At 59.6% G+C, this 12,184-nt stretch carries 10 protein-coding genes and 1 pseudogene; 4 read left to right on the top strand and 7 right to left on the bottom strand.

All coding sequences use genetic code 11. The features are described 5' to 3' along the window. Nucleotides 1–3: 3 nt before the first annotated feature. The 3 genes from eis to Q1A59_RS02955 form a co-directional block, all read right to left on the bottom strand. Nucleotides 4–1,176, bottom strand: coding sequence for an enhanced intracellular survival protein Eis (gene eis / locus Q1A59_RS02965; RefSeq protein WP_298402846.1), 1,173 nt, complete (start codon nt 1,174–1,176; stop codon nt 4–6). A gap of 203 nt (nt 1,177–1,379) precedes the next feature. Beyond that, on the bottom strand, nt 1,380–2,447 hold the full coding sequence (locus Q1A59_RS02960) for a class I SAM-dependent methyltransferase (RefSeq protein ID WP_298402848.1): 1,068 nt from the start codon (nt 2,445–2,447) through the stop codon (nt 1,380–1,382). Further along, on the bottom strand, nt 2,444–2,911 hold the full coding sequence (locus tag Q1A59_RS02955) for a DUF6992 family protein (protein WP_298490633.1): 468 nt from the start codon (nt 2,909–2,911) through the stop codon (nt 2,444–2,446). Before Q1A59_RS02955 ends, Q1A59_RS02960 begins: the two co-directional genes overlap by 4 nt. A gap of 337 nt (nt 2,912–3,248) precedes the next feature. Here Q1A59_RS02955 and Q1A59_RS18130 point away from each other — a divergent pair, with 337 nt between their 5' ends. Beyond that, nucleotides 3,249–3,362 carry a hypothetical protein gene (locus Q1A59_RS18130; protein ID WP_366917417.1) on the top strand — a complete coding sequence of 38 codons (114 nt, stop codon included), beginning with the start codon at nt 3,249–3,251 and terminating at the stop codon, nt 3,360–3,362. A gap of 45 nt (nt 3,363–3,407) precedes the next feature. Here the strand turns inward: Q1A59_RS18130 and Q1A59_RS02950 are convergent, their stop codons facing one another. After that, on the bottom strand, nt 3,408–5,375 hold the full coding sequence (locus tag Q1A59_RS02950) for a DUF4838 domain-containing protein (RefSeq protein ID WP_299643796.1): 1,968 nt from the start codon (nt 5,373–5,375) through the stop codon (nt 3,408–3,410). A gap of 294 nt (nt 5,376–5,669) precedes the next feature. Here Q1A59_RS02950 and glgP point away from each other — a divergent pair, with 294 nt between their 5' ends. The 3 genes from glgP (at nt 5,670) to chrA (ending at nt 9,947) form a co-directional block, all read left to right on the top strand. Beyond that, nucleotides 5,670–7,820 (top strand): alpha-glucan family phosphorylase, encoded by a 2,151-nt coding sequence (gene glgP / locus Q1A59_RS02945; protein ID WP_298402852.1) that lies wholly within the window; start codon nt 5,670–5,672, stop codon nt 7,818–7,820. A gap of 78 nt (nt 7,821–7,898) precedes the next feature. Further along, nucleotides 7,899–8,669 (top strand): endonuclease III domain-containing protein, encoded by a 771-nt coding sequence (locus Q1A59_RS02940; protein ID WP_298402854.1) that lies wholly within the window; start codon nt 7,899–7,901, stop codon nt 8,667–8,669. A gap of 111 nt (nt 8,670–8,780) precedes the next feature. Then, on the top strand, nt 8,781–9,947 hold the full coding sequence (gene chrA, locus Q1A59_RS02935; protein ID WP_298402856.1) for a chromate efflux transporter: 1,167 nt from the start codon (nt 8,781–8,783) through the stop codon (nt 9,945–9,947). A gap of 72 nt (nt 9,948–10,019) precedes the next feature. On the opposite strand, the gene Q1A59_RS02930 is transcribed toward chrA, so the two are convergent. From Q1A59_RS02930 to Q1A59_RS02920, 3 genes and pseudogenes are all read right to left on the bottom strand, one after another. Continuing rightward, a complete protein-coding gene (locus Q1A59_RS02930) occupies nt 10,020–10,865 on the bottom strand; it encodes a low molecular weight phosphatase family protein (protein ID WP_298402858.1) in 846 nt (281 codons plus the stop codon). Between the two features lie 306 nt (nt 10,866–11,171). Next, entirely contained in the window at nt 11,172–11,507 is a 336-nt protein-coding gene (locus tag Q1A59_RS02925; RefSeq protein ID WP_298482954.1) for a M48 family metallopeptidase, read from the bottom strand. Beyond that, nucleotides 11,504–12,184 (bottom strand): annotated as a pseudogene (locus Q1A59_RS02920) (type I restriction endonuclease subunit R); the annotation flags it as partial. The pseudogene Q1A59_RS02920 and the gene Q1A59_RS02925, both read right to left, overlap by 4 nt.

Raw genomic sequence — 12,184 nt, 5'->3', positions numbered from 1 at the left:
CCTCTACCAATAATCACCGCAAAACGGCGGCAAGCCGGCCAGCGCCTGTTCGAGCAGGGCCAGCGCACGCCGGTCGCTTACGCTGAGCAGGCCGAAAGCGGCGGCGGTGCGGGGGCGGAGGTAGCGGCTGAGGAGTTGGCTAAGGGTGGCGCTGGTGCAGGCGAGATCTCCCTCACCGGAGCCGAGGCGGGTGACGGTGGTGCGGCCATTGTGCCACGCGAGCTGATAGCGTCCGGCGTTATCCGTGATCCAGTCATCGGCGATCTGGATGGTAAGCTGGCCTGTTGTGTTGGCGAAGGGATAGAGGCTGAGCAGGCGTTGCACGTCGAGGACGCGCTGCATAAAGAGCGGCACAACGGTGGTTGGCGCCGGTGCGGGTAGTAACGCATTGAGTGGGGCGTCAATCGGGGTAGGAATCTCGGCGGCGACGATCTGATCGGCGTGGCGGGCGATGAAGACGAAGAGTTGGGCGCGGGCCTGCGGGTCAAGGGCAACAATATCGCGGCAGACAAGGCGGTCGCCATTATCGCTGCGTTCAAAGCGGTAGATCAGGTACGAACGCCCATTGCCCTGCTCATCGCGCCAGATGAAGGCGTGGTAGGGTTCGCCGCTCCACGTTTGCAAGACATCGACCTGCCACCATTCCGGTGAGCGCGCCAGTGGGCCGTAGCGCCCGCGCAACGCGCCGCGGTAGATGACATCAAGTTCGGCGATGTGGGTGGGGCCGACGGGGATATACACGCCGGGAGCGGACTGAAAGGCGCGCAGATGGGCCGGGGTAGGCTGCACCAAGCGCCGTTCGCCGGCCAGTGCCCAACCTAGCCGGTGGTAGAAGTCATGGCGGAAGGGGTGGAGAAGGGCTAGCACTGCGCCGCGCTCGCGCAATTCGTTGCAGGCGTGGCGCAAGAGCTGCTCGGCATAGCCGCGCCGGCGATGCTGCGGCCATGTCGCTACGCTGCCGATCGCACCCACCGGCAACTCGCCGTTGCCGGCCTGCATCTGAAACGGCATGATCTGCAATTGGGCCACGTGCTCGCCATTAATGAATAACCCGCGCAGTTGGGCGATGACGTCCGGCGTGTAGCGACCACGGTGGTACTGGCGGGCGAAAGCGTAGCTGTCAAGCGCCCAGAATTGCTCGAAGTCGGTTGGGGTGAGTTGCCGGTAGCTGATCATTCAGATCGCTCCATTGTTTGAATAGCCGCGAAGAGACACAAAAGACACGAAAAGAGTGGTAAGGGTTTTTGTGTCTGTTTGTGGCAATTTCAGCCCCTGCTGTTTGAATAGCCACGAAGAGACGCAAGAAACACAAAAAATTGTTGTGTCTTTTGCGTCTTTTTGTGACTATTCTTCATCCTCTGCGCCTGCGGCGGTAAACCTCACCCCCGTGGCTTTTCGACCAGAATAAAGTAGCTGCCGCAGCGCATCCAGCCAAACAGCCACAGGTCAAGCTCCATCAACAACGTCACGGCGAGCAAGACGTAGTAGACCGGCCCCTTGTTGCGTAAATAGCCGCGCATACGCTGGCGCGCGCGGATCTCGCGAGCTGCGCCGGCGCTTACTCTTGCCGGCAGATTGTTGGCTACCTTGCGCCCGCGTGCGCGCCCGATGATCGCCTCGCCGAGCTTCATCAGCACATGTTCCACAAACGTTGTAAACAGGCTGTTCCAGAAAATGACTTTCACCGGGCGTAATCCAGCCCGCTCGAAAGCGGCCAGCACGTCTTCCCACGTTTCGAGTGCTTTGATATGGTCAGACTTGCGCAGCTTTTCGCGTTCAAAATCGTAGACGCCGGCTTTGACGAATAGGCGACCGATATGGCGGCTAATGTCAATAACCGGTTGGATCGGCGAGCGTTCGCGGGTGTTCGAGAAGGCCAGCATACGCCCGCCGGGGCGCAGCACGCGGGCCGTTTCAGCCAGATAGGCATCGATCACCGGCAGCGGGAAATGTTCAAGGATGTCGATGGCGAAGACCTTATCGAAACTACCGTCGGCGAAAGGCAACATACGCGAATCGGCTTTGGCTAGCGTCACCGTGCGCACCGCTTCATCGGCAAAGAGCGTCGCCGGATCGGAACCTACCATCAACCCGACATACTTGGCGTTCCAGACGGCATGCTTGGCGGTACCGCAGCCGTTATCCAGCACCACATCGTTCTTACGCCAGCGCATCAAGCGGCGCAGAGTGCGGTCGCGCACGCCAGCGGCCAACAGCGGCGGCGCCAGTTCGCGGTAGTCAAGCTCAGCGGCCAACTGCTCTTCGTCGGTGACGTACTTAGAAACGTAATCGAACTCGGCCCCGCGCGGCATCAGGTCGATGAAGCCATCGCCGAAGGGGTAGAGCGTCTGGCAGCGTGGGCAACGCACGCCACCGGCTTCGACAATGAGCGGACGTACCCGGCAGGTTGGGCATTGCAACAGTGGAAAGATGCGTTGGTTGATCATGGCGATGGCGGAATCCAACGCCGGTTGATTTCAGCGGCGAGGATGCTATCAAAGAGTAAGAGAAAGAGACCCTGTACGAGGATGCCAGCGCCCATACCGCGTCGGTCGGCACGATCGCCTGCCGTGCGCAGCAGCCACAGACCGGCGCCGATGTAAAGCAGGTCGAGACCGGCATTGACGAGCAAGATGGTGCGGAACCGTTCAGCAGCGGCGTGTGCCACCGATTCGTCGAGATCGCCGGCAACCAAATCTTCGGCCTTGAGCAACGCTTGCCGACGGCCAGCAATCGCCAGCAGCCAGTCAATGACACCCCAACTGATCGCCTGTAAGCCGAAGTGACGCCAGAAACCGGGGAGCAAAGCTAAGACTGCGCCGCCAATCACGCTCCCGGCGCCCCATCGTTCAAGTGGCTTGAGGGCGTGATATTGAAAAGCAAAGAAGTTATCGTTCATAGCGGTCATCATACCCTCTGTCGTAGAATGCCTCACGTTCATTATACCCGGTTGGGGGGATGGCGGTGCGGGAAGGATTGCCGGGGTGTCGCTAGGTGTCGGTTGATGAATGCAGTTCGGAGGTTATCTAAAAAAGAATTGCAAATTGGTCTGAATAAAGGCTGTGATGTGCCTTCTGTAACGGATTGGCTATGCGCGGTCAATCCAACGACGCCTTCGGAATGGCTGGTATCAGCTTAAGGGACTGGCGGCGTTAGAGTATCCAGACCGGCTCGTGCTGCTTGATAACGCTTTGGCGCGCCGTATTGCGCCGGGAGCGAGTCTGCGCGTGTGGGGCACATAGAAGGTCTTGTTGGAAGCTAAAACCTATGGTCTCATTGCGCACCTTAGACCGAATGTATCGAGGTTAGCCAGCTCAGGCATATGGCTTTCGCCAGACATTAAAGCGCGTATCTTACGATGAGTGGGCGAATAAATCTAGAGTTGCTCGCCTCCTCTTACCCTTCGATCACCTCTGCCATTGCCACCACAATCTTGCCAACAACAGCACCAATTCGCGCCAGCGTTGCCAGCGTAGCCGCGCGCTGCGCCACGGCAGCGCAATGCGGCTCTCAAGTTGATCGAGGTGCAGCGCGAGCAACATGCGCAGCAGGCGATGGCCGGCGCGGGCCGGCGGTGGGACGTGGCGGGCGGCCCAGTTGAGCAGATCGGTGTGGGCGGCGCGGGCGGCGGCGAGTGCTTGTCGTTGGCGGGCCAGCGGTGCGCGGCGCGCTTGCACCACCGCTGCTTCTTGGCGAGCAGCGAGAAAGCGGAGCAGCAACGCACTCGCTGACCATTCGGCGGCATCGGCGGCGAGCGCGGCTTGCTCAGCGACGGCAGTGTGTTGCGCGGCGGCCAGTGCTGCTTCGCCGGCGGGCAGCGCGTCCAGCGCCTCGTGCAGCGCTGCCAGTCGCTGCTCGCAGTGGGGCGGCGGCGTATCATAGCTGTCGAGGATGTCGCGCGGCGGGTGCGCAACCGGGTCGCGCCGGTGGCCGTCGTGTTGGCGGCGCACGTCGGCGGGCTTGATGGCAAGGGCATGCCGCCACGCCGTCTCTAGGGCGGCGTAGGCCGTGTCGAGCAATGCCGCTGTAGCAGGGGCGCGGGTCGCAGCGTATTCACCGCGCAGCGCCGCCGATTCGCGTTGCGGTTGCCATGCCAGCGCCGCGAAGCTGTGCGGGTTGGGGCCAACCGCTAGCCATGGCCGGTCGCCAGTTAGCAAAACGTGAACGCCGTCAAGCCCCCACTCGTAGTAGGCGCGCAGATCGGCGGCGATGGTCGGGCCGAGCGGCGGCAAAGCCGATTTGAACAAAATTCCGTCGAGGTAGTACTCAAACATGCTCGCGCCAGCAGGGAAGGAGACGCGCAAGGCGGCAATCTGCTCGGCCAGCGGCCCGTTGACCGGGTTGGTTGTGTCGCTGATCCCGGCGGCATACGAGCGTTGGCGTGGCGCAATCACCACTTCGACATTGACTGCCGGCGCGATCTGCTGCGGCGGGGCAAAGGTGTCGTGGTAGGCGAGGAAGGAAATACGGGCTGTAGGGTTGCATTCGGCCAAGGCCGCGGCCATTACATTGACAAGGATCAAGGACTGATCAGACGGCGAGAGTGCAGCGCAACGCGAACATACACACCAGCCGCCGCCGAGTCGGTCTTCTGGCCAGAGGTGATACACGCTGGCGTTGGGTTCGGCGGCGAACAACCCACGCGCCCAATCGCGCACGATAGCTTGCGTGGCTGGGTTGGTCGGGCAAGGGTTGCCGCTGGTCACCCGCCGGCGACCATCGTGACGGAACAGATCGGGTTGCTGGCGGAAGAGCTGACGTGGCACGGCGTCGCGCAGATGATGGCCGCCGATTTCGAGGCGTAAGCCGCGTTCTTCGATCAGCGGCCAGAGTCGTTGGCGGCGTTGCTGCCAGTAGCGCCAGCGGCATGCACCGAGCGGCATCCCGCTGGTGCCAATGGTATGAACGAAGATCGTGTTGAGTCGTGCCCGCGCCGCCCATGCGATCCACGCTTCGGCCTGCGCGAGAAAGAGATCGTGCCCGATCACCAACCCGCGGCGCGCGAATGCTGGTTGCTCGGCAACCGTTGCGGCAGGCAAGCGAATTTGGGCCCAGCGCGGCACATGCTCATCGGCGGGGCCGGGGCCAATCCAACGCCATCCCAACGCTTCTAGTAAGCTATAGACCGCGTAGAGCAAGCCGCGCGGCCCTTCACCGATCAACACCAGACCGCGCTCATCGGCCATGCGCACAAAGCCATCACCGTCGGGACCGTGGCGCAACGCGATGCGCGGGCCGGCGGCAGCGCCGGTGATTGGCAACACCGGCCCTCCCATCCGTTGGAGGGCACGGCGCAACTCGTGAGCGGCAAACTGGGCCGTAGAATGATCGCTCGGCAACTCGATTGCCCAGTGACTGGTGAGAAGATGGTTCATGCCATGTGCTGAGCCGGTGCAACGTTGGATATCGCGGCTATTATAGCAGGAGTGGTGACGTGGGGGATAGGAAACAGATGCGCACGGATAGGACGGATTGACACGGATCGGGCGGGAATCGCACAGAAATTAGTTGCATAGTGGACAAATTCGCCTTCAGCGGCTACAATGCAGACAAGCCGTCATTTTCTACTCTCGAATCCACATGCGATCATGAGTGGCGGTTACAAGCAAGATCCTGTTATCATGCCGGTATCGCCGGTGGTTAGCATCAGATGATGATGTGAGGAAACCATGCTACGGTTTGAACACGAGATCCTGTTCACGCCCTGTCCGGAACGGATTGCTCGGCTCCGTGAGCTTGCCTACAATCTCTGGTGGACGTGGCATCCTGAAGCGCAAGACTTGTACCGATCGATCGACTCGGAGCTATGGGAATTGGTGTATCACAATCCGGTCGAATTTCTCCGCGATGTTCGTCAGCGCAAACTCGAAGCAGCGGCAAACGATCCAGCGTATCTCAAGCGGTACGACGCGGTGCTCAAAAGTTTTGACAGCTACATGAGCGCCAAGAAGACATGGTTTAGCAAGCATTACCCTGACTCGAAAGACACGCTGATCGCTTACTTTAGCGCCGAGTTTGGCCTGCACGAGAGTTTGCCGATCTATTCGGGCGGTTTGGGCATTTTGTCGGGCGATCACATCAAAGAGGCCAGCGATATGGGGATTCCGCTGGTCGGTGTCGGCTTCATCTACCCGCAGGGGTACTTCCGGCAGCGACTCGATCAGAGCGGTTGGCAACATGCCGAGTACAACAAGCTCAACTTTGCCGACGTGCCGGCGTTGCCCGCGCTCGATCCCGAAGGTCGCGAGGTGGTGGTTGAAGTTGAACTGCCCGGACGCACAATTTATGCCAAAGTCTACAAATTTCAGGTGGGTCGCACCGAGTTACTTTTGATGGATACCGACATCCACCCGAACAGCCCGCAAGATCGCGAGTTATCGGCGCGGCTGTACGGCGGCGACCAAGAGATGCGCATCTCGCAAGAGCTAGTGTTGGGGATCGGTGGTGTGCGCGCGTTGCGCCGGCTTGGCTACAGACCGACTGTCTGGCACATGAATGAAGGCCATTCGGCCTTCCTTGTGCTTGAGCTGTGCCGCGAGCTGGTAGCGCAAGGCTACAGCTTTGAAGAGGCAATGGAACAGGTCAAAGCGCACTGCGTCTTTACCACCCACACCCCGGTACCGGCGGGCAACGATGCCTTCCCGCTACCAATGATCGAGAAGTTCTTCTGGAGCTTCTGGCCGCAGCTTAACCTCACCCGCGATGAGTTTATGAATCTGGCCTTGCAAGAGCAGCACTGGGGGCCGACCTTCGCCATGACGGCGCTGGCGCTGCGCTTCTCGGCCTACCACAACGGCGTGAGCAAGCTGCACGGCCACGTGGCGCGCGGGATGTGGCAATGGCTCTACCCCGGACGTGCTCAGGACGAGGTACCGATTACTTCGATTACGAACGGTGTGCATACCGCGACGTGGTTGGCACCCGAAATGCGCACGCTCTACAATTCATACCTTGGGAAGCATTGGGAAGATAATCTCGATGATCCGCAACTTTGGCGGAAGGTATACCAGATTCCTGACGAAACCTTCTGGCGCACGCGCCAAAAGCTCAAGAGCGATCTGATCGCGTTCAGTCGCCAACGCCTGCAACAGCACTACATGCGGCTCGGCATTCCGGCGCCGGTGTGGCCAGTGCTCGAAGAGAACATTCTTACCATCGGCTTTGCCCGCCGGTTTGCGACGTACAAGCGGGCGACGTTGCTGTTCAAAGATATTGAGCGACTGAAGGCCATTCTCAATCGACCGGGCAAACCAGTGCAGATTATCTTCTCTGGTAAAGCCCATCCCAAAGATGATCCGGGAAAGCAATTCATCCAAGATGTCTACCGGCTATCGATGCAACCGGGCTTAGCTGGCCGGATCGTCTTCCTCGAGGAGTACGATATAGCGGTTGGGCGAGCGTTAGTGCAGGGGGTTGATGTCTGGCTCAACAATCCGCGCCGTCCGTATGAAGCCAGCGGCACCAGCGGGATGAAGGCTAGCTTGAACGGCGTGCCGAATTGTTCGGTGCTCGATGGCTGGTGGCCAGAGGCGTACAATGGGCGGAACGGTTGGGCGATCGGGGACGAGCGCGAGTATGCCAATCAAGACGAGCAAGACTGGAATGATGCGCAGTCGCTCTATCACCTGCTCGAACACGAGATTGTACCGCGCTATTACGACAATCGTGACGCGAACGGTATTCCGGTGGAGTGGGTGCAGATTTGCAAAGAGGCTGTCGCAACGGTCGCGCCAATCTTTAGCACGCGCCGGATGCTGGCCGATTACCTGCGCGATATGTATATGCCGGTAGCGGTGCAAGGTGCGATGCCAACGGTATAAAGTGTTCAACGCCAAGGCGCGCAGCGAGGGTGATGGGCGTCTCGTGCTCTCGGCGCGCCTTTGTGTTTAGCAATGATGATGCAGCGGATCATTGATATCTACCACCGGCTAGTGGCTCACTTCGGCCCGCTGTATGGGCCAGAGGCTTCTAGTCCGTGGTGGCCGATCATTAGTGATCGGCCACAGCTTGAGATAGTGATCGGCGCGGTGCTGGTGCAGCAGACGCGCTGGGAGACGGTAGAAGCGGCGGTGGTGCGCATGCACGCCGCCGGTTTGCTTGATCTGGCGGCATTGGCGGATGTTGAAGCCGAGCAGTTGGCGGCGTTGATCTATCCTTGTGCGTTTTACCGGCAAAAGGCGAGCGGTTTGATCGCGCTGGCCCGCGCTATTCAAGAACGGTATGGCGATCTGGCAACCATGCTTAGCCGCCCGACGGCGACGCTGCGGACCGAACTGTTACAGTTGCCGCGGATTGGGCCAGAGACAGCAGATGTGATCTTACTTTACGCCGGTCAGCATCCCCTGTTTGTGGTTGACGCTTATACTCGTCGCATCTTTGCTCGTCTTGCGCCGGATCGGCTTGCGTGGGAGCGGGCGAGCTACGGCCAAGTGCAACAGGCGATTGCCAAGGAATTGCCATCTGATCCGGTGTTGTTGGCTGATTTCCATGCCCAATTGAATGAATTGGCTGTGCGTTATTGTTTGGTGCGGCCCCGCTGTGATGGCCCGCCGGCGCGACGGGTCTATTCACGCCAGCCGGGACGTAACAGTTTTCTTGATCGGCATGATGGTTGCCCGTTGCAGGCAGTGTGTGCATGGTACAACAGGAAACAGTTTGACGGTGAATAAGCAGCGCGAAGAGTACACGGGTATCTCCTGCCTAGCGTTAGGGCACACGGCTGGTCTGTTGCGAATCAGGAGCTGTCAGTAGCTGAACGTTATGCCTTGCGGGTATTCTCAATGATTTCACCTCTCACCATCTTCCTCGTATTTCTGCGCTTAGGATTGACCTCATTCGGTGGGCCGGTGGCTCATCTTGGTTATTTTCGCACCGAACTGGTTGAGCGACGGCGCTGGATCGACGAGGCAACGTATGCCGATCTGATCGCGTTGAGTCAGTTTTTGCCCGGCCCGGCCAGTAGTCAAGTCGGGATTGCCATTGGTTCTATACGTGCTGGTTTAGCTGGCGGACTAGCGGCATGGCTTGGTTTTACGTTACCGTCGGCGCTGATCATGATCGGCGTAGCGTATGGAGTGAAAGTACTGGGCGACCCGGCCAGCAGTTGGTTGCACGGGTTGAAAGTGGTCGTAGTAGCTGTAGTCGCACAGGCAATCTGGCAGATGGCACAGCGCCTCTGTCCAGACCGGCTGCGAGCCAGTATTGCGATTGGAGCGGCGATGTTATTACTGATCTGGCCGGATGCATGGGTGCAACTACTGGTGATCGGGTTGGGTGGGGTGGCAGGATGGCGATTGCTGAGGGCAGCGGATCGTAATGGGGCAGTGGTGTTATCACCAATTACACCACGTACTGGCCTTGCGTTCGGGGCACTGTTCGCTGTTGTGCTCGGCGGTTCATTGTTAGCAACCTTTAGTGACAATACGACCTTGGTCTTGTTGGCCGGCATGGTGCGCAGCGGATCGTTAGTGTTTGGCGGCGGACACGTGGTCTTACCGCTGCTCGAACCGGTTGTGGTCGGGTCGGGCTTGCTCAATGCCGAGACTTTCATTGCTGGCTATGGCGCAGCGCAGGCGCTGCCGGGGCCATTGCTCAGCTTCAGCGCCTACCTTGGGGCGGTGGTGGCGGTGCCTCCCAGTGGTTGGCTTGGCGGAATATTGGCACTGATCGCAATCTTTTTACCGTCGTTTTTGCTGGTATGGGCGGCATTGCCCTTTTGGGCTGAGTTGCGCGCGCAGCCGGCGGCACAAGCGGCGATGAATGGGATCAATGCAGCAGTGGTGGGTATTTTGCTAGCGGCCTTGTATCAGCCAGTGATTACCAGTGCGATCCGTGGCCCGATTGATGTTGCGCTGGCGATAAGCGCCTTTGCTGCACTGCACCTTTGGCAGGTTCCGCCGTGGGCAGTGGTGATAGGGTGGGCAGTGATCGGCGGGGTAGTGGGGTGACGGTGTGGCGCGGGGTGGGGCGCGGCATCGCTGCGTCCCTACGGGGACGGTGGCGGTTCCGGTGGGGGCCTCTTACTTCTCGATTCCCCAGCGCATGACCTCGGCTACCTCAGCTTGACCGACCGGCTGTTGCACACGCTCGATGGCGGCGCGCAGGCGTTCGAGCTGGTTGGTAGCGGGCATACTGGTTTGCCGTGTGAGCCAGAGGTTGATCGCTTCGACGTAAAGGGTCGTAAGGTCGTTTGGTTCGGTCACCAGTGAGACGAGTTCGGCTAAGGTGCTTTGAATGCGGCCACGCGCTGCCGGCCAGTCGATCACGTCAGGCATAGCCTGTATCGCATCGATCAGGCGGGTGGCGCGAGTACAGATGGCTTGCCGTTCGGCAGGCGGTTGCGCTGGGGCTGGCGGAGTTAGCGGCGGCGCTGCTGCCGGTTCCGGCGGTGCCGGTGCAGTTTTACCGCTGAGCATAGCAACAATGCGCGCAAACCCCTCGTGCAGCAACTGTTCCATTTCGCGGCTATAGTGCAGCCACGCGCCGACCTGCATCCCGGCGGGATCGGGAATATCCCGCGCCCGTCCGGCCAGTTCGCCGAGGGTAACGACTCGTGCTTGTGGGTAACGACCGCGTACTACACGGGCGATGCCGCTGTCAATAGCGATCAACAGATCAGCGTTCTCGACCAGCTCGGCAGTGAGCGAGCGCGCAATGTGTTCCTCGCAATCAATGCCGAGCACGGCCAACGCATCGCGCGCCGCTGGTTGCAATGGGTCGTCGTCGTGACCGACAACGCCAGCCGAGGCAATGTGCCATTGGTAACTGTGTGCTTGCGCTATGCGGCGTAGCAGCGCAACGGCGATCGGTGCGCGTCCGGTGTCGGCGGCGCCGACGATGAGGATGGATGTTGTGGTGGGCTGCATAGCGGTGTGATAGAGAAAGCTCACGGCAAGGGCGCAAAGCGATTTACTGTTGGCAATCTATTTGCTCGTATTGTACCACGTTGGTGGTTGGGGTAAGGGTGGGAGGATGCAGTGTCTGGGGTATCCTAAAGGATGTGGGCACGCGGCGATGGGGGTCATACGGTGGTGGGGCACGACGGTGTGCTCCTATGGGGCATGGCGCGTGGTCAGTGTTTTTGTTAAGGGTCGGAATGGTGTAGTAATAGAATAGATTGGATGCGGTGCTGCGCAATGACGCCCTCCCACATATTCGCTCCTCACTATTCACTATTTGCTCTCGGTAAGAACACTCGTTTTTGCTGATTCTAGGTAGGCTCTGAGCAGCGCTTTAAAAACCTTTCCATGATTAGGAACTTTAAGGTGTAGTAGTTCGTGGATAATAACCTCGCGACGGAATTCGGCTGGTTGGCGAAGCAAATCGGTATCGAATGTAAGCCGGCCACGTGAAGAACAACTTGCCCATTTGCGCTTCATTGGACGGATATGGATCTCACGTGGCGAGACCTCAAGGTGTTTTGCCCAAGCTGTTACCTCGGCACGAAAGAGATCAATTGGGACAGCCTGTTCCAAGGTCTGCCATTCAGAGGATGCAGCTTTTCTCATCTGCTTGACCTCCGCAGCAGGTTCAGGATGGCATCGGCCCAGGGGACCACATCCCGAACGCCGATGTTCAGCAAGGCGCGATAGAGTCGAGCACGTAGCTCACTCTCGTGTCTACGGTTGCTCGTCCAATGTGGGAATTTGGCAAAGGCGGTTTCCATCGCTTGCGCCACCTGAAGCGCCTGCCCAGGGTCAATTTGATGAGTGCGCAGCCACCACTCGACAGCAAAGGCTTGGGGCGCGTAGGGACGATCGGACAGATCGCCCATCTTGCTGCGGCGTTCTTCTTCGGCCTCTTGGAGTTGCCGCACCAGCTCCTCTAGTTCACGCAGCGCTTGCTCTGATTCGATTTGGCGTTCCTCGAAGCGGCGGCGGATTTCCTCGGCACGCTCGCCAATCGAGAGCAGGTAGGGCGCGGTGCTCCCCTGTTCGTCTACCAAATGGTGCAATTCTTTGAGCAAGTTGAAGACTTTGACCGTTTCAGGTTTTTCCGCACGCAGTAGGTTCAGCAGTGCTGCTGGCCCCAATTCGTAGGTCGTTTGCGGTTCGCGAATGGCGCCGACGTGACTGTGCTGCTGAACGATTTCGGCAGTCTTGCGCAAGAAGGATTTGTCCACTTGGACGTGCGGCTCGTAAGCGGCGCGCAGCAGGCGGTACATCTCTAGTAGGCGCTGGTAATC

Origin of the sequence: uncultured Chloroflexus sp., assembly GCF_937951745.1 — a bacterium.
Lineage (GTDB): Bacteria > Chloroflexota > Chloroflexia > Chloroflexales > Chloroflexaceae > Chloroflexus.
Note: the sequence above shows the minus strand (reverse complement) of the source record. Positions and strands in the feature narration are given on the sequence as shown.